This is a genomic window from Kitasatospora sp. NPDC059462, from assembly GCF_042749955.1.
In the GTDB taxonomy this organism is placed as follows: Bacteria; Actinomycetota; Actinomycetes; order Streptomycetales; family Streptomycetaceae; genus Kitasatospora.
This window is the reverse complement of the sequence record NZ_JBHYUU010000037.1, coordinates 14408-37345: the sequence shown is the minus strand read 5'-3', so window position 1 is coordinate 37345 and position 22938 is coordinate 14408. Positions and strand designations below refer to the sequence as shown.

Below are 22938 nucleotides of genomic sequence, written 5' to 3'. Positions count from 1 at the left end.
GGCTCGGCCTTGTTCCGGGCGCTCCCAGACTACTTGACCATGCAAACCGTCAGCTGCCAATATCTTGGCCATTCCGCCAATGAGAGAAGCGTGGGGTCGAAGATGTTCTCAGGGCGGGTGACAGCTCCATAGGGCAGTGCGGAGAGCCGCACATGACAGCGCATGGGGGCGACATGGAGTTCCGACTGCTCGGCCCGGTCGAGGCCGGCCGGTGTACCGGGCCGATCGAGATCCTGGGCACCAAGGAGAACACCCTGCTGGCGGCGCTGCTGCTGGCCCGGGGCAAGGTCGTGTCCGACGAGCGGCTGACCGAACTGCTGTGGGGCTGGGACCCGCCCAAGACGGTGAGCGCGCAGATCTACACCTACATCTCGCGGCTGCGCAAACGACTCGGCCCGGAGGTCGAGCTCGTCCGCCGCCAGCCCGGCTACCTGCTGGACGTCCGCGGCTCCCGGGTCGACGTCACCGAGTTCGAACGGCTGGCCCGGCTCGGCGCCGTCGCCCTCCAGGACGGGCGCCACGCCGACGCCGCCGAACTGCTGCGCGACGCGCTCGGCCTGTGGAGCGGTACCGCCCTGGCGAACGTCACCCCCCACCTCACCCAGGCCTACGGGCCGCAGCTGGAGGAGACCAGGGCGGCCACCCTGGAGCAACGCATCGAGGCCGACCTGGCGCTCGGCGCCCACCACGGCCTCATCGCCGAACTCACCGGACTGGTGGCCGAGTTCCCGGTCCGGGAACGGCTGAGGGCGCAGCTGATGACCGCCCTGTACCAGTGCGGGCGGCAGAGCGACGCGCTGGCCGTGTTCCACGAGGGCCGCCAGGTCCTCTCCGAGGAACTGGGCATCGACCCCTCGGCGGTCCTCACCGACACCTACCAGGCGGTGCTGACGGGCAGCCTCGACGCGGGCGTGCCGCTCCCCGACCCCGAGGCCTCCCCGGTGCCCGAGCCGCTCCCGTTCCCCGGCGCGCCGGTCACCCTGCCCCCGGACCTCCCCGACTTCGTCGGCCGCCGGCGGGAGTTCGAGCGGCTGTGCGCCCTGCTGCGGCCCGCGCCCGGCGCCGGGGGACCCGGCGGGCCGCGCCGGTTCCTGGTGGCCGGCATGGGCGGCGTCGGCAAGACCGCCCTCGCCCTGCACGCGGTGCACCACCTGCGGGAGTCCTTCCCCGACGGCCGCCTGCACGTCACCCTGTGCCGGGCCGACGGCGAGCCCAAGGACCCCCGGGAGGTCCTCACCGGCCTGCTGCGCGCCCTGGGCGAGCGGCCCGGCCCGCCCGGGGAGGACCTGGACGACCTGGTCCGGCGCTACCGCGCCGCCACCTACGACAAGCGCATGCTGATCCTGCTCGACAACGCCGTCGGCGACCGCCAGCTGGAACCTCTGCTGCCGAGCACCCCGGGACCCACCCTGCTGATCACCGGCCGCACCGTGCTGGCCGGGGTCCCCCGGGAGCACACCCTGCCGCTGGGACCGCTGGACGATGACGACGCACGCCTGCTGCTCTCCGCCGTCCTGGGCGCCGGCCGGGCCGCCGAGTCCCCGGCCGACCTCGACGACCTCGTCACCCACTGCGCCGGTCTGCCGCTGGCCCTGCGGATCGCGGGCGCCCGGTACGCCGCCCGCCCCCGGGGCTCCGCCACCCGGCTGGCCCGGCGGCTTGCGGACCGCACCGCCCGGCTCGACGAACTGCGCCTGGGCGACCTCGACGTGCGGCAGAGCCTGCTGCTGTCGGTGCGGCGGCTGGCCCCGGACAGCCAGGCCTTCCTGCGCCGCCTCGCCCGGGTCCGGCGGGGCTCCTTCTCCGCCGCGGAGGCCGCGACCGCCCTGGCGGTGCCGGCCGGGGCCGCCGAACGGATGATGGAGGGCCTGGTCGACGCGTCGCTGATGGACGTGGCCGGAGCCGACCGCGAGGAGCGGCTGCGGTACCGCTTCCACGAGCTGGTGCACCTGCTGGCCGCCGAACCCGCCCCCGAGCCGGCCCCGGTGGTGCGCCTGCCCGTCCAGGTCCGCTCGTTCGTGCAGGCCCCCCGGACCACCCGGCTCACCCCCAAGGGCGCCGTCCGCCCGCCGCTGGCCCTCGGCCGCACCGGCAGCACGCGCTGACGCGCGCGGCGGGCACCGGGGCCATCCGGTCGTATAGGGAAAATACAGGCCGGGCTGTGACGGTGACGGCCATGCAGATCAATCGGAACATCCTGAAGGCGGCCCTCACCGCAACGGTGACGGGCGCCGCGCTCCTGGTCCCGGTGATGCCCGCGGGCGCCACCACCACGGCCACCACCACGGCCACCACCGTCACCGCCGGTTCCGGCGTCGCGACCGAGCTGCCCTGCGGGGAGTCCCGCGACTCCAGCTACCGGTACTGGCGGAACTGCGAGACCCACCCCGTCAAGATCAGCGCGTACTACATCGACGGCTGGACCGACCGCTTCTGTGTGGCGGCCGGCGCCACCCAGACCATGTCCGACCCGGGCCTGCTCTGGGTCACCAAGCTCGGCGACAGCTGCTGAGACCGCGGGCCGGCCGCAGTCACCCCCGGGGCCCCAGGCCCGACCGCGGCCGGCCCGCTCCCTCCCCGGCGCGGGACCGGGAGCGGGCCGCCGGGGCGTCGCACAGCGGGAAGGTCCAAGGCCTTCCGGCCATGGGACGAGCCGACCAGGTGCCCGCCCCGCCGGCCCGCAGCGCCAGCGGTTGCCGCCGGCGGAGGGGGGCCTTAGGTTCGCACCCGGACGGCCTCCGCGGCGGTGACGCCCGCCCGGGCCGGGAGCGGAGGAGCCGAGGTGCGGATGCTGTCGAGCAGGTGGAGCCGGGCGGCGGCCGTCGGGGTGCTCGCCGGGGTGACGGCGACCGGCCCCCTCGGGCAGCCGGCCCGCGCGACGGCGCCGGACTCCCTGGTGACGCTGCGCCAGGCAGCCCGTCCGACGATGTTCCTCACCTCCACGGCGGAGGGCGACCAGGCCTACGCGAAGGCCGAGGCACCGGACCACACGGCCCAGCGGTGGCTGCTGCGCCCGGACGGGAACGGCGCCTACACCATCAGGGACCCGAGCGGCAGCTCGTGCCTGGCCACCAACAGCACGGAGGACTACAGCTGGGTCGCGCTGATGGCCTGTGACTCCGCCCAGTACTCCCATCGGCTGTGGAAGCTGGTGCGCGAGGGCACCGGATTCCTGATCGCCGACGCCGGGGGCACCTCGGCCCGTTTCGACACGTTGAGCAACGAGAGCGACCAGATCATCCTGTGGCTCTACGGCAACTACCCGGACGACCAGATCTGGCTGCCGGTCTTCGAGCCCCGATGAGGTGAAGCCCCGCGCGCCGCGCCGGGGACGACGACGGCGGCTCCTAGGCTCGGGCCCGTGACGACGGTAGTCCGCCGGTGGCTCGCCCTCTCCCTCGCCGCCGCACTCCCCCTCGCCGCGGCCGGCTGCCAGGCACCGGCCTCCGCCGATCCGGCCCCCACCGCCGACTGGGTCACCGTCCGGCCGGCCTCGGACCCCACCAAGGCCCTCACCGACCCCGGCGGCCCCCTGGTCGTGCGGGGCTTCGACGCGCAGCTCACCGGCCAGCGCTGGTTCATCGGCCGCCGGGCGGGCACGGGCCCGTACATCATCGGCGACGGCGGCATCCGCTGCGTCTCCGCCCCGGACGGCGGCCAGGGCACGCCGGTCGTGAGCGCCGACTGCGCCGGGTCGCAGATCACCCACTGGCGGTTCGTCCCCCGGGCGGGCGGCTTCCGGATCCGCAGCGACGAGACGCCGTTCTGCCTCGCTGCCCCCGACGCCACGAAGCCGGTGATGCTCTGGCCCTGCGACTCCGACGGCGCCGACGACGTGTGGCTGCCGGTGATCGAGCCCGCGTCACCGTCACCGTCCGCCCAGCCACCCGACAGGAGCCGTCCATGGCCGCGATGACACTGAAGGACCTGCGGGCCCGGCTCTCCGAAGCCCAGGGCGGGACCTTCACCCTGACCGGCACCGAACTCGGCGTGGGCGCGTCCGGCACGGTGTTCGGCAGGTACCTCACCGGCGGCACGCTCACCATCACCGGCGCGGCCACGGACCAGGACGAGCTGACGGCCTCCGGCGCCGTCACCCTGCCGGGCGAGCACGGCGCGACGACCGTGACAGCCGTGTTCACCGCCGCCTCCGACAGCGTCGGCGGCTACACCCTCACCTTCCCGCTCGCCTCCGGCTGGACCGTCACCACCGACGACGGAACGGTCCACGACTACGGCACGCTCCAGAAGGCCGGCACGCTCACCTCCCCCGCGCTGCTCCTCCAGGGCCAGGACTCCACCGGCAGCGGCGTCCTCACCGCCACGACGGACGGCACCCCCTACACCTTCGCCCTCGACGGCTCCGGCACGGTCACCACGCCCGGCGGCCTCACCCTCGCGAAGAGCGCCAAGGCGTTCGGGTTCGAGCTGGCGCAGGACCTCGACATCGCGCTCACCGACCTGTGGATCGGCAACGATCCGGCCAGGAAGGCGACGGTGATCACCGGCACCCTCCAACTCGCCAAGGGCCACCAGGTCGGCTGGGTGGCGGTGCTGCAGTGGATCGACCCCCTGCTGTGGGGAATCACCGTGGTCACCGCCGAACTGGGCTGGGACATCCCCTCGCTCTCCCCGCTGTCCCACCTGATCCCGTCCACGGCCGGGCTGGTGGTCTCCGACGCCGGGCTGACCTTCGTCCGCAGGAAGCTCGACCAGGACAAGCTCGGCGAGTTCCGCCAGATCCTGCGGGAGACCGTCGGCGCCACCGGGCGCCAGGTGCCCGGGCTCCCCGGAGCTCCGCTGGAGGCCGGCGCGATCGCGACGCTGGGCTACACGCTCGGCAGCGTCCGCACGGAGGCGTTGAAGGTCCAGCTCGGCGCGCTGTCCAAGGACACCGGGTCGGAGTTCCCGCCCGAGGCCGACGCCGAGCAGCACCCCCGGCCCGCCTCGGAGGGGCCGCTGCGGCTGGACACGGTGAGCCTGGGATACCAGGGCGGCACCCTCACGATCGCCGTCGACCTCACCCTCGCCCTGGGCCCGGTCGTCTTCCAGTTCCACCGGCTCGGGCTGGCCTACTGCCTCCTGGGGACCGGCCACGGCACGCAGAAGCCGACGATCGGCGGCCTGGGTGTGGAGGTCGAGGCCGGCCCGGTCGAGTTGCTGGCAGCCCTGCGCCACCGCTCCGACGCGCAGTTCGACCCGCTCGTCGAGGGCGCCGGGCTGCTGACCCTGCCCTCCCTGGCGGCCACCGTCGTCGGGGCCTACGCCCGCCCCACCAGCGACCCCTTCTCCTCCTTCTTCCTGTTCGGCAGCCTCTCCGTCGGCAAGGAGAGCGGGGGCCTGGGCCCACCGTGGTTCCGGGTCAAGGGCGTCTGCCTGGGCGGCGGCTACAACAGCCGGGTCCGGCTGCCCGGTGTCGCGGAGCTCGACAAGTTCCCGCTGCTGCGCGGCGTGGACGACCCGGCGGTGTTCGGCGGCCTCGATCCGCGCCCGATGGACGTGCTGAACGTCCTCACCGGCGGTGCGCCGCCCTGGGTGGCCCCGGAACGCGGCGAGTACTGGATCGCCGGCGGGCTGCGGGCGAGCATCGTCGAGTTCGTCGACCTGCGCGCCACCCTGCTCGTCGAGTTCGGCGACGACCTGGTGGTCTCGCTGTCCGCGCTGGGCATCTGCGACCTGCCCAGGAAGCCGGCCGACGCGGTCACCGGCGACGCCGGGGAAACCCCGAAGGTGGCGCACATCGAGCTCGCCGCCGCCGCGTCGTACGTGCACTCCCGGGGACTGCTGCAGCTCTCCGCCGAACTCGGCTCCAACTCCTGGGTCGTCTCCGAGTACGCCCGGCTCACCGGCGGCCTGGCGGTGTGCTCCTGGATCGATCCCAGCCCGTACCACGGGGACTTCGTCGTCAGCTTCGGCGGCTACCACCCGGCCTACGACAAGCCGGACCGGTACCCGGCCGTGCCGCGGCTGGGCCTCAACTGGACGATCGACGACAGGACCCACGTCCGGGGCGAGGCGTACGCGACCGTCACGCCCAACGGGCTGATGTTCGGCGCGTCCCTCGCCCTGGTGTACGAGTCGGGCTCCTTCAAGGCATGGCTGACCGCGCACCTCGACGGCCTCTTCGAGTGGAACCCCCTGTACGCCGAGATCACCGTCGGGGTCACCATCGGGGTGCAGGCCACCGTCTCGGTCGCCTTCGTGCACGTCACCGTCAGCGTGGAGGTCGGCGTCGACCTCGACTGGTGGTCGCCCCCGGCGGGCGGCCACGCCGACGTCCACCTCTGGTTCCTCTCCTGGGCCTTCGACTTCGGCGACCCGAGCCCCGACCACAAGGCGGTGTCCTGGACCGCCTTCCAGAGCCGGCTGCCGCCCCAGGCCTCCGCCAAGCGGACCTGGACCGAGATGAAGGAGATGCCGACCACCCCGGACGAGGACGAGCAGGCCCTCGCCGATCCGCAGGCCCCGCCGCCCTGGATCACCGGCAACCGCCGGTTCGTCTTCGGCACCTCCGCCGCCGTACCGGCGACCCGGCTCTTCCTCGGCGACCGCCTGATCACGGATCCGGGCGCGGACGCCGACGACAAGCTCTACATCCGCCCGCTCGACCGGGAGAGCGACTCGGTGCACACCGTCACGGTCACCGGCGCGGACGGCACGGCGGTCGACACCTCCGCCTGGCCCGCCACCGCCGTGCCGGGCACCGGCCCCGTCTCGCTGTGGGGCCGCGGCGACCTGACGCTCAACGGCTCCGGACTGGTCGGCCACTACGACGGTCTGCGCATCGCGTTCCCGGACCCGGCCCTGGCCCCCGACCCGTTCACCGCGCCCGCCGAGCGATTCGCCCGCGATCCCATGACCGGCCCGATGCCCTACGACGGCACCGACGTCCCCGACGGCCCCGCGCCCCGGCAGGTGGCCGACACGCCCCGGACGATCGCCGGCCAGATCGCCGACGACACCCGCACCGCACGGCGGTCCGGGCTCCGCACCCGGCTCGCCGCCCTCGGCTACGCCCCCGGCGACGACGACCCCCTCGTCCGCTACCCGGCGTTCGCGGGGCACGACCTGACAGCCGCTCCGCTGCTCCTCCCGGAAGGCACCTGACCCGCCGATGACCACGCTCCCCAGCACCGACTACGCCTTCCGGGACAACGCCGTCCCCCGGGTCGAGGCCGGCCTCTACCGGGTCACCGTCACCCACGACCTCCCCGACATCGACGACCCCGCCGCCAAGGCCTACTTCGGGGATCCCGTCGTCCGCACCCTGGACGTCCGCACCCCGCGCTTCCGCCTCCCGCCCGGCGCCGTGCACTCCGCCCACCCCGCGCACGGCTGCGTCGGCACCTTCGACGACGTCCTGCCGCACCTCACCCTCGACCACCCCGAACTGCCCTGGCAGACCGCGCTCGGCGGCACGGCCCCCCGAAAGACGCCGTTCCTCGCCCTGCTGCTGTTCGGCGCGGGGGAACTGCCCGGCGACCCGGAGGCGACCGGGCGCACCGACACCCGCAAGGTCAGGGACCTCCTCGCCACGCCCCCGGCCGAAGCCGTCGTCCCCGTGATCGATCCCGCGAGCATCGAGGCGGACGTCCTGGACAGCGACTGCGCCACGATCGACGTCCCAGCCGGGCTGTTCGCCCGGGTCGCGCCCCGCCTCGACGAACTGCACCTGCTGGCCCATCTGCGCCTGGGCGGCGACGAGCCGCAGTCCCTCCCGGCGCTGGCCGCCCGGGCCCGCTCCCGCTCCGTCCACGGCGTCGTGCGCGCCGCGCCCCGGCACGCCGGGCCGGTGGACGCGGACGACCCGCAGCAGCCCGGCCTGCACGGCGTCGTCCTCGCCAACCGCTTCCCCGATCCCGCCGGCGGGCAGTACGCCGTCCACCTGGTCTCGCTCGAAGGGCACGCCGAGCGGCTGCCCACCTCCGACACCGCCACCGGCGCGGGCGCTCCCCCGCTGCGCCTGGTCGCCCTGCACTCCTGGACCTTCCGCTCGCTCCCCGACGTCGGCCCGCACTTCGGCGCCGTCATGGCGCGGCTCGCCGCCGCCGGCTCGCCCCACCCCGAGGCCCTCACCCTGCGGCTGGACCCCAAGGACGCGGTCGGCGACCTCGGGGACCGGCTCACCCGCGGTTTCGTCCCGGTCTCCCACCAGCTGCCGACCGGCGAGCACAGCTACGCCTGGTACCGGGGGCCGCTCACCGCCACCCCCGCCGCCGTGCCGCCCACGCCCACCGCGCCCTACAGCGCCGACGCCTGGCTGGTCTACGACCAGCACGACGGCGTGTTCGACGTCGGCTACGCCGCCGCCTGGACCCTCGGCCGCTCCCTCGCGATGGCCGACGACGCCTTCACCACCGCGCTGATGACCTGGCGCGGCGCCGTGCGGCAGGCCCTCGGCCGGGCCCTGACCGCCCGTCCGGGCCGCCGCCACGGCAGCCTCAGCGGCACCGGCGCGGTGCTGGCCGGCAGGCGGGACGCCGCCGCGCTGCTCGACCCGCGCGCCGCCCGGGGCGTGTTCCAGGCCTCGGTGCCCGGTGGCCGGCTGGCCGGCCTCGTCCCCCAGGCGCGGCCTGCGCACGGCCCCGGCGCACTGGGAGACCACCCCGGGCCGCCGCCGGGCCCCGGCGACCACGGCCCGGCCTCCGACCGGCTGCGGGCCTGCCTCGCCGACGAGGGGTTCCGGCGGGCCCTCGGGGCGGTCGCCGCCACCTCGGAGGCCGCCGTCCTGGACTGGCTCGACCGGCTCGCCCTGCTCCGGCCCGTCCCCTTCGACCACCTGGTGCCCGACGGCCGGGCCCTGCCCGACGAGAGCCTGCGGCTGTTCCACGTCGACCCCGGCTGGCAGAGCGCCCTCGTGCACGGCGCCCTGAGCGTCGGCTCCGGCACCTCGCTGGACCTCGCCGCCAACGACCGGATCGCGGCGGCGGCGCTCGCCGGGCTGCCCCGGGCGGTGACCGGCTTCCTGGTCCGCTCCGCCCTGGTGCCCACCTGGCCCGCCCTGCGGGTCCGGGTCCGCGGCACGCTCCCCGGCGGCGGCAGCGGCGCGCTCACGGTGGTGCGCGCCGACGTCCTCGCGCCCGACGTCCTGCTGATCGCCGTCGACGGACTCCTCGACGCGATCGACGTCGCGGAGCCGCCGCAGGCCATGCACCTCGGCTACCGGTACGACGACGGCACGCACGGCGACCACCTGCAGCTGCGCGAGCTCGTCACCGGCGTCGGCACGCTGCTCGGCCTCTACCAGCCGCTCGCCGGCCACTTCCGCGAGTCCGGCGCGGGCCTGCCCCGGGTGCTGCGGACGGCGGACCTCGGCACGGACCTGCGGACGCTGCTCGGCGCCCACGCGCCCGACGGCCCGCTCGGTCCGGCCGGCTTCGCCCTGCAACTCCTCGCCGCGCCCCTCCAGATGACCTTCCAGCACCCCTCGTCGTGAAGGGACGCCACCCGGTGCACACCCCCTCGCCCGTCCCGCTCGTCGTCCCGATCGAGGTCGACGCCCTGCTGGTCAACCCGCCCATGCTGCAGAGCCGCACCTTCGAGCGGTGGCAACCGGACTACCGGCTGCTGCTCCAGGGCGAGTCGCCGGACAACTCCACGCTCACCTCCGACATCCGCCAAGGGGTGTACCTCCAGTGGCAGTTGCCGGGTGCGCTGCGCCACAGCCGGCTCGGCCCGGCGTCCGGGCACGCCGCCGAGTTCCCCCGCATCCCCAACCGGTGGCTGGTCGTGCGCGGCTGGGGTCCGGCCGACGGCCGCACGGCGCGCGGCTGGATCGTGGAGAGCGACCGCTACGGAGACGGCTGCACCACCCCGTTCCTGAACCCCGGCTGGACACCCGGTGCAGGTGCGGCCGCCGACGGGCCGGCCGGGCCGACCCGCTTCATCGGCCGCGCCGTCCCGCTGGAGAACTGGGACGGTGACCCGCACCCGGCCCCCTCGTTCGTCACCGCCGCCGGTCCCGGCCAGGTCGCCTTCACCACCTTCCAGCCGCACAACGAGAACGTGCTGTCCCTGCACGACCCCCTGGACGACGTGGAGCCGACCGCGGACCTCTGCTACCTGGTCACCGGATGGCACGCGGACCCCGACGACGACCCGCTCAGCGTGACGGCGGACCCGTCCGAGCTCCACTGGACGGTCGCCGGCGGCCGGCTCCCCGCGCCCCCGAACGCGGCGCTCTACACCGGACGGGTCCTCGGTCTCACCTGGGACCTCAACGGCGACCGCTGGACCGACACCGGCCGCATGCCGCCCTCGCCCCGGCCCGCCGGCGTCAACGTCGACGTCGGCGTGGGCAGCAGTTCCGCCGACGCCCTCACCGCGCTGCTCTGCGCCACCCGGGCGCCCCGGCCGGAGATCGCCGCGCTCGAAGCCCTCCAGTACGGCCTCCTGGACAGCCTGGACCACGACGGCCCCGCCGTCGTGGACGACGCCGTCCACAGCTCCTGGTTCGCCGCCGCACCCGGCGGCTGGTCCTGGGAGATCCGCGACCGCGACCGCGGCGACGACACCGGGCCGGTGGCGAGCACGGTCACGGCCGGGGAGGAAGAACTGCTCGACACCCTCGACCGGGCCCAGACCGCGCACGACCAGGGCGACCGCGCCCTCACCGCGCTCCGCCGACAGCTCTACGACGTCTGGCTGCTCATGTTCGACCCCGGTCTGCCGGACCAGTACGGCGACGCCTTCCCCGCCGCCGTGGACCCCGGCGTGCCGCAGAGCCTCGCCGCCCGCGTCGCCGCCGCGGCGGCGGACATCGAGCGCCGGCGCACCGCCACCGGGGACCCCGACCACGTGCCCTGGGGCGACACCCCCGCCACGCTCGCCGCGGCCGCGGACGCCTATCTGGCCCTGCACGGCGGGGACGTCAGGGCCCGCGTCCTGCGCCGCGTCCCGCTGCCCGGCTTCCACCGGGCCGCCGATCCGGTCGTGATGCTGCACGGCATCTCACCCGCGCCGCTGCCCGATCTGCGCACCGAGGTCGAGTGCCGGCTCGCCGCCTCCCTCGTCACCGCCGTCGCCGGCGCCGTTCCCGGGCCCGAGGCCGGCCTTCCCGGCACCCTGGACCACCACCCGCACGCCGACACGGTGCACCGGCTGCTCACCGAGTTCTGGATCCTCGACCGCGCCCTGACCGCCGGCGTGCTCGCCGCCGCCGTCGCCGACCCCACCAGGGTGACGGGCATCCTGCCGCAGTACGGCACCACCGCCTGGACCCAGCCGTGGAAGCCCCTCTTCCTCACCTACCGGGCGTTCCACTACTCCCTGCCCTACCAGGACTCCGATGGCACCCACTGGACCTTCGACGGGCACACCTACACCTGGAACGGTTCCCCGGTCCCGTCCCCCGAGGACTACCGGGAGGAGCACGCCCGCGTCCTGCTGACCCCCCACGCCGTGTTCAACCTCGCCGCGCAGGTGCGGCGCTACCGGGAGAACAACCCCGGCGTGCTGACGCCCGAACTCCTGGACCTGGAGGCCGAGGTGACCGGCTGGGACGTGATCAGCCAGGTCCTGGGCGGGATGACCCGGCGGATGGCCCTGCGCGATCCGGCCACCCGGATGCACCCGTACGACCCGAAGGCCGCCGCCGGCCCCGGGTCGCTGCCCGCACTCCTCGCGGGAGAGCACCACACCGCCCCGACACCCGGCCGGCCGCCCGCCGGCGACGTCTGGGCCCCGTCGCAGCTCCTCCAGACCCGCAGCGGCCAGTTCTACTTCTCGGAACTGCACGTCGTGGACCAGTTCGGCCAGGTCTGCAACGTCATCGACCCCGACACCACCACCGGCACGCCCGGCAAGGGCGACACCGCCCTGCGCAGCGCCGAGAAGCGGCTGTACGTGTCCGCCTCCGCCTCCCTGGACGACGGCCGTGCGGTCGTCCCGCCCGCGTTCCGCATGGTCTCCCTGCGCCCGCGCCTGCTCCAGGCCGCCCGGCTGTGCACCGACTGGCTCTCGGCCCGGTCCGACGACGTCGTGGTCGCCCCCCACTCCTCGGCCACGCAGATCTGCGGCTGGCTGCTGCCGAACCACCTGGACCGGGCCCTGGCCGCCCACGGCCCGGACGGCGGCCCGCTCGGCGAACTGCGGACCGCCGACGACGACAGCCTGTTCTGGGAGCCCGCCCCCGGCAGCGCCTTCCCGTCCCTGGACTCCCTGGCGGCCCCGTTCCCGCACCTGCACGGCTTCCTCACCGCGCTCGCCGCCCGCGCCGACGCCGGAGCCGCGTTCACGGCCCTGCTGGCCGCCGTCGACGAGACCCTCCACACGGTCACCCCCCTCGGCGGCTGGGACGACCGCACCATGACCGTCCTGGTCGGCCGCCCGCTCGCTCTCGTCCGGGGCCGGCTACGGTTCGAACTGGACGGCCCGCCGCTCCACGACCCCAGTTGGGAGGCCTGGCAGTACGTCGTCGGCCTCAAGCAGGGCCCGCCACCGCCACCGGACTTCCTCGGCTACCCGTGGAACGTACGGCTGGGCGCGGCCGACAACCTCCGGGACGGTCTGATCGGCTACTTCGAGGGCACCGACTACGGCCTGCTGCGCGCCGTCGCCGTTCCCGACCGGCCGACGACGACCTATCTGAGCCGGATCGGCACCGGCTTCACCCTCGACATCGCGGGAGCCGCACCGGTCCGGCACGTGACGATGCTCGTCGACCCGCGCGCCGCCGTCCACGCCGCCACCGACATCCTGCCCACCGTCGCCTGGCAGCTGCCCGCCGCGCGCGTCACCCCCGCCCTGGCACGGATGGAGGTCTCCTACCGGGTCGGTCCGCTGCTCGCGCGCACCGAGCCGGCCGCCGACGGCGACGAACGGCTCATCGCTCCCCGGCCGTCCACCCGGCACGGCAGTTGGACCTTCGCCCGGCCCCGGCGCGACGGTTCGCCCGGCTGGACCGAACTGCCCGTCGGCCCGGCCGACCCGGTGGCCCGGATCGCCCCCACGCCCCCCGTGGCCCGCAACGGCCGGATGGTGCTGCGCGGCGCGGTGTCCGAGCGCTCCGCCGGCCGCTCCGGCCGGGACCGCTGAGGGGGCCGCCGTGTTCATCGGCCGCACCGCCGGCTCGACCTGCGTCCTGGACTACGCGCTGTTCACCCGCCCCGTCCCGCTCCAGGTCAACTACGCGGGAACGGGGGCCGCCCCCACCGGCAACGGCCGGATCGTGGTGACCGTGTCCAACAGCACGGGGAACACGGTGAACATCGCCTCACTGACCTTCACCGTCGAGGTCGGCCCCGACCCGAAGGACCTGACCCGTCACCCCGAGGGCATCCGGCCGACGGCCGCGCCGGACGACTGGACCCTCTCCCCGGTCGGCGGGACGTTCACCGCCCTGCCGAAGGACGCGACGGCCGGCTACATCCCCTTCGGCGCCGGGACCAGTTACGCGTTCACCTTCGACACCATCGACGTCAACACCGCGGTCGGGGTCACCACCGTCACCATCGCCGAATCGCAGTACGACAAGCCGCCCGTCAAACACACCTCCTTTCTCGTCGGAAAGGCCCCCTACGGCTTCGAGTTCGGCAACTTCCGTCCACAGACCGTCGACCAGGCGGACGCGAAGGGCCATCACGCGGCCGTCCGGCCGGGCGACCGGGTGACCCTGCTGTGGGAAGGCTCGCAAGGGGCCACGTACGAGATCGTCCACGACCTCGAACCGCCCTGCGCCGTGGCCCCGGGAACGTACTCCTGGCAGTCCGGGCCGGTCTACCGGGACACCACGTTCCATTTGCGGGCCACCCTCACCACCCCCGGCGGAACGGTCCAGGTCAGCCACTACCTCGACACCACCGTCACCGTCCTGGGGCCCGTCACCCTCGGCACCCAGCAGGACCCGACCGACCTCCTGGTCACCGGGACCTCCACCACCTGGGGCGACTCCCGCACGGACGGCCGGCTGACGGTCTCGGGCGAAGCGGTCGTCGAAGGCGATCTGGCGGTCTCGGGCGTGGCGACCCTCGACCGGGACACGACCGTCCACGGCGACCTGACGGTCTCGGGCACGACGGTGCTCGAACAGGACACAGCCGTCCGGGGCCGCCTGACCGCCCGTCTCTCCGGGCTCCTCGGCCCGGCGGAGGACCTCTGGACACCCACCGACGAGGAGCTGGCGGCGGCCGCCAAGGACGGCAAGCCCAGGACGCGACCCGTCGACGCGAACTCCACGGACGGCTTCGTCCTGGGCGCGCTCACCGTTCCCCTGGTCGAGCAAGGGTCGGTGTACCTCGTGGCCCGGATCTCGTGTTCGGTCACCGGGCAGCCGGACGTCGGGGCACACGTCATCCAGCAATGGGGTCTGGGTTTCATGACGATGAACGACAGCTTCCTCCTGCCGGTACCGGCCGGCACCGGCTTCACCCTGGGCTTCGCCGCCCTGCACGTGCCCGAGACCGACAAGCCCGCTTTTTCGCTCTCCTTCCGCTGGATCCCGCTCGGAACCACGTAGCCGGCGGCGGCCGCCGATTCACGTGGCCCGGATCACAGGAACCCCGGCATTCCTGCGGGCAGGTCGGAACATGAGCGCAATTCCCCTCCCCCGCCGCAACGTCCTCCGGGCGCTGGCCGTCGCCGTCACCCTGGTCGGCGGCCTGACGCCCGCCTGGGGCGGCGCGGCCGTCGCCGCCGAACCGGAGACGTACACCCTCACCATCCGGCACCTGGACCGCACCGGCCACGCGCCGGAGAAGTACCGCACCACCGTCGCCGGCATCTCCGGCCCCGGCGCCGACCGCGCGGAGCGGCCGTACGACGCCTCGGGCGTGACCACCGTGCGGCTGCCCAGGGGCCGGTACCTGCTGGAGAGCGAGCTGTACACCAGCAGGGTGGCGGACGGCAGCGACTGGATCGTGCAGCCCCGGCTGGACCTCGACCGCGACACCACCGTCACCGTCGACGCGCGGACCACCGAGCCCGTCGACGTGCGGCCGCCCGACGGCTCGGCGCGCATGCTGAGCAGCGGGATGTTCATCGAGGTCACGCACGAGGGCCGGACCAGGACCGCCAGCACGGTCAAGGCGACGCCGACCCTGCGCGTCGCCCACCTGGGGCCCGAGGTCGAGGCCGGGTCGATGCGGCAGTGGTTCGACGCCTACTGGAGGGGTGACACCGCCGACCACGCACTCGGCGAGACCTTCTCCGGCACCCGGGCGCTGACCGGTCTCACCCGCCACTACACCCCGCAGGAGCTGGCCACCCTGCGGATCCACGGCGGCGCCCGGCCGGGTGCCGGGGGGACGGCGCTGCTCGATCTGGCACCGACCCCCGGACCGGCCGCCGGACCGACCGTCGGCGCCCCGCGGCCGCTGGAGGTCCCCGGCACCGCCACCTTCCTGGTCACGCCGGGGCGCGGCACCTGGGACGTCGGCTACGCGGCCCCCGACTCCGCCGGCGCGCCGGTGAACCGCTACTCCGCCGAAGCCCTCGCCCTGCGGGCCGGGACCACCACCACGCTCACCTTCGACAACCCGGCCTTCGGCCCCGCGCTCCCCGCCGGCGCCGGCGTCGTCCGCGACGGCGACACGATCACCGCGAACCTGCCGCTGCTCGCCGACGGCGACGGCCACGCGCCGTCGGCGCCGTCCTTCGACACCGCCTTCACCTCGCTGCACCGTGACGGCGTGCTGGTCGGCGCCCGCTCCGGCGCGGACAGCGCGGCCGGACGCGCCGCGTTCACCGTGCCCCCGGCGCCGGCCTCCTACCGGCTGGCCGCCACGGTGACCCGCAGGGCCGCGACCGGTGCGACCACCCGGGTGAACGCGTCCTGGACCTTCTCCTCCGCCGCGACCACCGGGCCGGCCCCGGTGCCGGTGAGCGTCGTCCGCTTCGCGCCCGCCCTGGACGCGGACGGCACCGCGCCGGCCGGGAGCGCGCTGCGCGTGCCGGTCACCGTGCAGGGCGCAGCCGCCGACGGCCGCGTCCGCTCGCTGACGGTCTCGGCCTCCACCGACGGCGGCGTCTCATGGACCCGGCTCCCCGTGGAGGACGGGGCCGTCACGGTCCGCAACCCGGCGGCGGGTACCGGGGTCTCGCTGCGCGCGGAGCTGACCGACGCCGACGGCAACACCCTCGACCAGAGCGTCCTGGACGCCTACCGGACCCGGTGAGCCCGGTGGCCGGGCCGGGCCGCCGGTGCGGTCCGGCCACCGCGCGTTCCCTTTCCCGGGGGACATTCGGAAATGCTCGGGAAAAGGGCCCGGGAAGATTAGGGGAAAGCGGTTGACGCGCGGTGGACACGGCGTACACGCGCACGACTCCGCGCCATATCGCCATGGCATTTCGGTCGTCCGGCCATTCTCCCGACGCTCCGTCCGGAAACGGGACGCACCATGGGTCGCGGGAAATCCCCGCTCTCACCTCCCGACTGGAGCAGATCGCCATGCGCTTTTCCGTTCGTCCGACGCCGACCCGGTACCTCGCCGTTGCCGCCCTCGCCGTGGCGGGTGTGGCCCTGGCGGCCGCGCCCGCCCAGGCCTACCCCGTCGCGATCGCCGCCCACGGCGCCGGCGTCGCGGACGCCGGCCGGACGCTGAACGTCTCCGTGACCTACAGCTGCCACGCGGAGTTCCAGTGGGCCGCGATCACCGTGCAGGGCACCCAGTCCGCCGTGTCGGGCACGGGCTCGGTCCGCGTCCCCTGCACCGGCGGCACGACGACCGCGACCGTCGCGGTGGGCGCCGCCCCGGCCGGCCGGGTGTGGACGACGTCCCCGGTGGACCTCGCGCTGTACATCGCCGACGCCGAGCTCAACCGCACCCGGGCCTGGGCCACGGTCGTCCCCGGGTGAACCGGGCGGCGCCTCAGCCCGCCCGCCGCCGGGCGGCGATGACCGCCGCGCCCAGGACGCACGCGACGGCGGCGGTGACGTAGGCGAGGTGGTAGCCCGCGAGCTGGTCGTCGCGGGTCGCGGCGACCAGCACCATCACCGCGACTCCCGCGCTGGCCCCGATCTGCTGCGTCACCACGTTCACCGCCCCGGCGACGGCGTGCCGCTCCGGGGGAACGCCGGTGAGCCCGGCGGAGGTCATCGAGGGGAAGTTGAGGCCCTGTCCGATGCCGCTGACCACCAGTCCGGGCAGCACGTGCAGCAGGTAGTCGCCGTCGTGCGGGGTGCCCAGCCACAGGCCGGTGCCGACACCGATCAGGACCAGGCCGATCGCCATCAGGGTGCGCGGGGCGTACCGGGCGAGCAGCCGGCCGGTGGCGAAGTTGGCGGTCAGGAAGACGGCCGCGGACATCGGCACCAGCGCCAGACCGGACTCGAAGGGCGAGTAGTCCAGCATGCCCTGCAGATACAGCGGCGCGAAGAACAGCATCCCGACCGAGCCCATGTACTGGAGGAACGCCGCCAGGCTCGCGGCCCGTACCGAGGCGAGCCGGAAGAGGCCGAGCGGCAGCACCGGATCGGCGGTGCGGTGCTCCCGGACGACGAACAGCGCCAGGCACAGCACCGCGGCGGTGAGCAGCGCCCACACCGTCGCGCCGTCACTGCTCACGCCGACCACGAGGAGGGTGAGCCCGAGGGTGCCGGTGATCGCGCCGGGCAGGTCCAGCCGGCCGCTGTGCCCGACGCCGCCCGGCAGGCCGGCCCGGGTCGCGGCCAGCACGGCGAGGCCCAGCAGCACCGAGAACCACAGCACCGAGCGCCAGCCGAGGAGTTGGGTGAGGACGCCGCCCAGCATCACCCCTCCGCTGAAGCTCGCGGCGCCGACCGCCGCGTACACGCTGAAGGCCCGGTTGCGGGCCGGACCGGCCGGGAAGGTCTCGGTGAGCAGGGCGAGTGCGGCCGGACCCGACAGGGCGGCGCCGATCCCCTGGACGGCGCGCGCGCCCAGCAGCACCGCGATGTCCGGGGCCACCGCCCCGACCAGCGCGGACACGGTGAACAGCGCGACCCCGGCCTCGAACACCCGCCGCCGTCCGAGGACGTCGGCGAGCCGGCCGCCCACCAGGAGGAAGCCGGCGAAGGTGACCGCGTAGGCGGTCATGACCCACTGGAGGGTGCTGTCGCCCAGTGCGAAGCGCTCCCCGACGGACGGCAGGGCGGCGTTGAGCACTCCGAGCCCGCTCACGTCCAGGGCGAGCGCCCCGGCCAGGACGCCGAGCGCCAGGCCCGGCCTGCGCACCGGCGAACCCTCGGACAAGGAGCCATCGACATCGACTGACGCAATATCAGATCCATCAACTGCCATGCCGGCCAGCTTGCATGGACCGATCATCTGGTGTCCAGCCCGCCTCGTGCCTATGATACCGGAGCGCGCCCTTCAGAAGGTCATGCTCCTGTCATCCATCGGGCAGTGACGACAGGACACCGGGCACCGCTGAACCGGACCACCCTCCCGTACCGCCAAGTCGATCCGATTCCGGCCGCGTGACGCCGGGTCGGCCTCCGTCCCTGCGCACCGCCGGAACCCGCGCGCCCCGTGCGCGGCCTGCATCTGTCATGCCCAGGTCGGCCCCCTCGCCGACCTCGGCCGCGCCGCGCCGGCGCCCCGCTCCGCCCTTTTTCCTTTCCTCCATCCGCCCTGCCGAGGGAGTCACCATGCCCCAGGAACACGCAGCGCGAGACCTGTCCGCCGTGACGGACTTCCTGGTGTCCCGTTTTGCCGAAATTTTGGACCTCTCCCCGTCCTCGGTGGACCGCCGGGCGCCCATGCACCGCTACGGGCTGGACTCACTGAGGTCGGTGAGCCTCGCGGCCGCGCTCTCCGCCTTCATCGGTTGGCAGGTACCTGCCACATGGATGTGGCAGTACCCGACCGTCGACGGTCTGGCCCGGGCCCTCGTCGACGGACCGCAGGCCGCCGCCCGGGCCCCGGGCACCGACCGCGGCGAGCGCCGGCCGTCCCCGCACGAGCCCGTCGCGGTCGTGGGGATCGGCTGCCGGTTCCCCGGCGGACCGGACCCCTCCGCCTTCTGGCGGCTGCTCACCGAGGGCGGCGACGCCGTCGGACCGGTCCCGGCCGCACGGCGCGAGCTGCTGAACGACCGGGTGCGCTGGGGCGGCTTCATCGACGGCATCGACCGCTTCGACCCGCTGTTCTTCGGCATCTCACCCCGCGAAGCCGTCCAGATGGACCCCCAGCAACGGCTGGTCCTGGAACTCTGCTGGGAGGCGCTGGAGGACGCGGGAATCCCGCCGCTGAGCCTGGTCGGCAGCGACACCGGCGTGTTCATGGCCTCCTGTTGGGGCGACTACGCCGCACTGGCCCACTACCGCGGGCCGGACGCGCAGATCACCCCGCACACCGCGACCGGCATGCATGACGGCATCATCGCCAACCGGGTCTCCTACCTGCTCGGCCTCCAGGGCCCGAGCATGGCCGTCGACGCCGCCTGCGCCGGCTCGCTGGTCTCGGTGCACGTCGGCTGCCAGTCGATCCAGCTCGGCGAGAGCGACCTGGTGCTGGCCGGCGGCGTCAACCTGAGTTTCGTCTCCGACTACTACACCGCCATGGACCAGATGGGCGCGCTCGCCCCGGACGGCCGCTGCAAGTCCTTCGACGCCCGCGCCGACGGCTACGTCCGCGGCGAGGGCGCCGGCGTGGTCGTGCTCGCCCCGCTGAGCGTGGCCCTGGAGCGCGACCTGCCGGTGTACTGCCTGATCAAGGGCAGCTCCTCGAACAACGACGGCCCGAGCAACGGCATGACGGCGCCGAACCCGCAGGCGCAGGAGAAGATGCTGCGCACCGCCTACCGGCGGGCCGGCATCGACCCGCACCTCGTGGACTACATCGAGTGCCACGGCTCCGCGACGCCCCTCGGCGACCCGATCGAGGCCAACGCCATCGGCGCGGTGCTGGGCGGCACCGACCGCGCGGAACCGCTGCGGCTGGGCTCCGTCAAGTCCAACGTGGGCCACCTGGAGGCCGCCGCCGGCATCGTCGGCCTGGTCAAACTCGCGCTGTCGATGCGCAACGGCGTGCTGCCGCCGAGCCTGCACTACAGCGCGCCCAACCCGCAGATCATGTTCGACGCCCACAACCTCACCGTCCAGGACCGGCTGACGCCGTGGCCGCGCCGCTCCGACGCCCGCCGCGGCGGCGTCAGTTCCTTCGGCTTCGGCGGCGCGATCTGTCACGTGGCCGTCGAGGAACTGCCCCGCCCCGAGAGCTCGCTGCTCCTGCTGGCCGCCGACTCCCGGGAGGAGCTGGCCGAACGGGCCCTGGCGCTGCGCGACGGGACCGACCTGCGGGCGCTGTGCCGCCGCACCCCCGGCGACGGCGCGTTCCGGCTGGCGGCCACCGCCCGCGACATGGCCGAGCTCAGGAGCAAGCTCGACGCCTTCGCCGCCGGTGGGGCGACCGCCGGGCTGAGCGTCGGCGAGTCCACCGGGCACGGCCCCCGGGTGGCGTTCCTGTTCTCCGGCAACGGCTCCCAGTGGGCCGGCATGGGCCGGCAACTGCTCGCCGGGCTGCCGGTGTTCCGGCGCTCCATGATGGCGTCCGACCGGCGGATGCGGGAGCTGCTGGGCTTCTCGATCGTCGAGCAGCTGCTCTCCCCCGAGGGCCGCCTCGACGACATGGACGTCTTCCAGCCGCTGCTGTTCTCGATGCAGGTCGCACTCGCCGAGGCCTGGCGCGCGCTGGGCGTGGAGCCGGACGTCGTGGTCGGGCAGAGCGTCGGCGAGTTCGCCGCCGCCCACGTCGCGGGCGCGCTCGACTTCGACGACGCCTCCCGGCTGGCCGCCCACCACGGGCGACTGCTCCAGCAGTTGGCCGTGGGGCGCGGCGAGGGCATCGTGGTGATGACCTCCGCGGCCCGGGTCGAGCCGTACCTGAGCGGCCGGCTCACCGTCTCCGGCCGCAACGGGCTGGGCTCCACCCTGGTCACCGGCACCCCGGAGGAGATCGACGCGCTCGTGGCGCGGCTGACCGACGAGGGTGTCACCAGCCACCGGGTGCGGATGGGCCACGCCCCGCACTCCCCGCTGGTCGACCAGGTGCTCGCGCCGCTGCGGGCCGCGCTCGACGGCATCCGGCCGCGCACCGCCCGGGTCCCGATGATCTCGTCGGTCACCGGTGAGCGGGTCGACGGCGCGGAACTCGGGCCGGACTACTGGGCGGACAACCTGCGCCGGGAGATCCGGATGGTCGACGCCCTGACCGGGCTGCGCGACCACGACGTCGACGCGGTGGTCGAGATCAGCCCGCACCCCGTCCTGCTCAAGTCGGCGGCAGAGCTGCTGACCGCGGCCACCCTGCCCTCGCTGCGGCGCGGCGCCGACGAGGCCGACGTGCTGCTCGGCTCGCTCGGCGCCCTGTACGCCGCCGGACTGCCCGTCGCCGCCCACCCGTTCCTGGCGGGCGACCGGGGGCGGCACGTCGCACCGGGCCACGGCGACGCCGTGCCCGACGGGCAGGTGCACCTCGTCACCGTCTCGGCCCGGACGGCGGGCGCGCTGAGCGACACCTGCCGCGAGCTGTCCAACCACGTCGAACGCGACCCCGGGCTGCGGGTCCGCGACCTCGCCTACACGCTCGCCGCCCGGCGCAGCCACCACGGCCACCGGGTCGCCCTGTTCGCCCGCGACCGGCAGGACGTCCTGGACGGGCTCGCCCGGGTCGCCGCCGGGCAGCCGCACCCCGACGTCGTCACGGGCACGGTCTCCGGCAGCGCCGACCGCCGGGTGGCGCTGGTGTTCTCGGGCGGCGGCACCCAGTGGGTCGGCATGGGCCGTGAACTCCTGCGCTCGCACGCCGGTTTCCGCGGCTGGATGCACGCCTGCGACGCCGCCGTGCGGGCGGCCGGCGGCCCCGCGGTGCTCGACCGGCTCGCCGCCCCGGCCGAGGAGGCGGGGTACGAGGAGATGGACGTCCAGCAGCCGGTGCTGTTCGCCCTCCAGGTGTCGCTGGCGAAGGTCTGGCTCTCGCTCGGCATCGAACCGGCCGCCGTGGTCGGGCACAGCCTGGGCGAGGTCGCGGCCGCCTGCGTGGCCGGTGCGCTGTCGCTGGAGGACGCCGCCCGCGTGGTGGTCACCCGTTCGCGGCTGCTCCAGCACCTGGCCGCCGAGGGTGCCATGATCTCGGTGGACCTGCCGGAGGCGGAGCTGCGGCCGTGGCTCGCCCGCCACGCCGCGCACGCGGCCGTCGCCGTGGTCAACAGCCCCACCAGCGCGGCGGTCTCCGGTTCGCCCGGGGCCGTCGACGCGCTGGAGGCCGAGCTGCGGGCGGCCGGGGTCTCGGTCCGGCGGATCCGGGTGGAACGGCCGGTGCACAGCCCCGGCATGGATCCGCTGATCCAGCCGCTGCGCGCGGGCATCGAGGGCATCGCCCCGCTGCCGCCCGGCATCGACTTCCACTCCACGGCGCTGGCCGGCGCGGTGAACCCGGTCGCCGACGAGGACTACTGGGTGCAGAACCTGCGCAACCAGGTCCGCTTCGCCGCGACGATCGGCGCGCTGGTCGACCGGGGGGTCGGCACCTTCATCGAGATCGGCCCGCACGAGACGCTGCGCGGCGCGGTCGGGGAGATCGCGCTCACCCGCGGCGCCCCGGTGCACGCGGTCAACTCGCTGCGGCGCGGCGAGAGCGACGTCCGCTGCCTGCTGGGCGCCGCCGCCTCGCTGTACGTCCGGGGCGTGCCGCTGGCCTTCGACGCGCTGTTCGCCGACGACGTCGAGCTGGTGGAGACCCCGCTCGTCCAGTGGCAGAAGGAGCGCTACTGGATCGACACCGAGCCCCGCCCCGTGGCCGCGCCCGCGCCGGCCCCGGCCGTCGCGGCCGTGACGGTGGCCGCGGCGGCGGAGTCGGCCGCTCCCGCGCCGACGGCGCAGCGGCGCCCCGTGGAGGAGGTGGTGCTCGCCGAACTCGCCGACGCGCTGGGCGTACCGGTCGCACGGTTCGAGGCCGACGCCGCGCTGCGGGACTTCGGTCTGGACTCCATGCTGGCGATCCGGCTGGTCAACCGGATGCAGTCGGTGCTCGGGCACCG

General features: G+C 74.7%; 11 protein-coding genes and 1 pseudogene. 11 read left to right on the top strand and 1 reads right to left on the bottom strand.

Annotation, left to right across the window (positions count from 1 at the left end; genetic code table 11):
• The first annotated feature begins 152 nt into the window (after positions 1–152).
• From ACFXAM_RS12820 to ACFXAM_RS12775, 10 genes are all read left to right on the top strand, one after another.
• A complete protein-coding gene (locus ACFXAM_RS12820; protein WP_380290345.1) occupies positions 153–2105 on the top strand; it encodes a BTAD domain-containing putative transcriptional regulator in 1953 nt (650 codons plus the stop codon).
• 71 nt (positions 2106–2176) lie between these two features.
• The gene (locus ACFXAM_RS12815; RefSeq protein WP_380290343.1) at positions 2177–2512 is read left to right on the top strand and encodes a hypothetical protein; all 336 of its coding nucleotides are present in this window, start codon (positions 2177–2179) and stop codon (positions 2510–2512) included.
• 276 nt (positions 2513–2788) lie between these two features.
• On the top strand, positions 2789–3304 hold the full coding sequence (locus tag ACFXAM_RS12810) for an RICIN domain-containing protein (protein ID WP_380290341.1): 516 nt from the start codon (positions 2789–2791) through the stop codon (positions 3302–3304).
• A gap of 57 nt (positions 3305–3361) precedes the next feature.
• Positions 3362–3916: an RICIN domain-containing protein gene (locus ACFXAM_RS12805; RefSeq protein ID WP_380290339.1), complete on the top strand. Its 555-nt coding sequence runs from the start codon at positions 3362–3364 to the stop codon at positions 3914–3916.
• Positions 3904–7107, top strand: a complete 3204-nt coding sequence (locus tag ACFXAM_RS12800; protein ID WP_380290337.1) for a DUF6603 domain-containing protein — start codon at positions 3904–3906, stop codon at positions 7105–7107. Before ACFXAM_RS12805 ends, ACFXAM_RS12800 begins: the two co-directional genes overlap by 13 nt.
• Positions 7108–7114: 7 nt before the next feature.
• The gene (locus tag ACFXAM_RS12795) at positions 7115–9436 is read left to right on the top strand and encodes a hypothetical protein (protein ID WP_380290335.1); all 2322 of its coding nucleotides are present in this window, start codon (positions 7115–7117) and stop codon (positions 9434–9436) included.
• Positions 9433–13035: a hypothetical protein gene (locus ACFXAM_RS12790; protein ID WP_380290333.1), complete on the top strand. Its 3603-nt coding sequence runs from the start codon at positions 9433–9435 to the stop codon at positions 13033–13035. Before ACFXAM_RS12795 ends, ACFXAM_RS12790 begins: the two co-directional genes overlap by 4 nt.
• Before the next feature lie 10 nt (positions 13036–13045).
• Positions 13046–14455, top strand: coding sequence for a hypothetical protein (locus ACFXAM_RS12785; protein WP_380290332.1), 1410 nt, complete (start codon positions 13046–13048; stop codon positions 14453–14455).
• A gap of 70 nt (positions 14456–14525) precedes the next feature.
• Positions 14526–16112 (top strand): serine protease, encoded by a 1587-nt coding sequence (locus tag ACFXAM_RS12780; RefSeq protein ID WP_380290330.1) that lies wholly within the window; start codon positions 14526–14528, stop codon positions 16110–16112.
• 272 nt (positions 16113–16384) lie between these two features.
• The gene (locus ACFXAM_RS12775) at positions 16385–16792 is read left to right on the top strand and encodes a hypothetical protein (RefSeq protein ID WP_380290328.1); all 408 of its coding nucleotides are present in this window, start codon (positions 16385–16387) and stop codon (positions 16790–16792) included.
• A gap of 13 nt (positions 16793–16805) precedes the next feature.
• Here the strand turns inward: ACFXAM_RS12775 and ACFXAM_RS12770 are convergent, their stop codons facing one another.
• Positions 16806–18131, bottom strand: a complete 1326-nt coding sequence (locus ACFXAM_RS12770) for an MFS transporter (protein WP_380290326.1) — start codon at positions 18129–18131, stop codon at positions 16806–16808.
• 317 nt (positions 18132–18448) lie between these two features.
• On the opposite strand from ACFXAM_RS12770, the pseudogene ACFXAM_RS12765 reads away from it, so the two are divergent.
• Positions 18449–22933 (top strand): annotated as a pseudogene (locus ACFXAM_RS12765) (acyltransferase domain-containing protein); the annotation flags it as partial.
• Positions 22934–22938 lie beyond the last annotated feature (5 nt).

Excerpts from the sequence above, each read along its gene's own strand:
- ACFXAM_RS12815 (WP_380290343.1), top strand. The coding sequence starts at position 2,177 with ATGCAGATCAATCGGAACATCCTGAAGGCGGCCCTCACCGCAACGGTG.
- ACFXAM_RS12775 (WP_380290328.1), top strand. The coding sequence starts at position 16,385 with ATGCGCTTTTCCGTTCGTCCGACGCCGACCCGGTACCTCGCCGTTGCC.
- ACFXAM_RS12800 (WP_380290337.1), top strand. The coding sequence starts at position 3,904 with ATGGCCGCGATGACACTGAAGGACCTGCGGGCCCGGCTCTCCGAAGCC.
- ACFXAM_RS12795 (WP_380290335.1), top strand. The coding sequence starts at position 7,115 with ATGACCACGCTCCCCAGCACCGACTACGCCTTCCGGGACAACGCCGTC.
- ACFXAM_RS12820 (WP_380290345.1), top strand. The coding sequence starts at position 153 with ATGACAGCGCATGGGGGCGACATGGAGTTCCGACTGCTCGGCCCGGTC.
- ACFXAM_RS12780 (WP_380290330.1), top strand. The coding sequence starts at position 14,526 with ATGAGCGCAATTCCCCTCCCCCGCCGCAACGTCCTCCGGGCGCTGGCC.
- ACFXAM_RS12810 (WP_380290341.1), top strand. The coding sequence starts at position 2,789 with ATGCTGTCGAGCAGGTGGAGCCGGGCGGCGGCCGTCGGGGTGCTCGCC.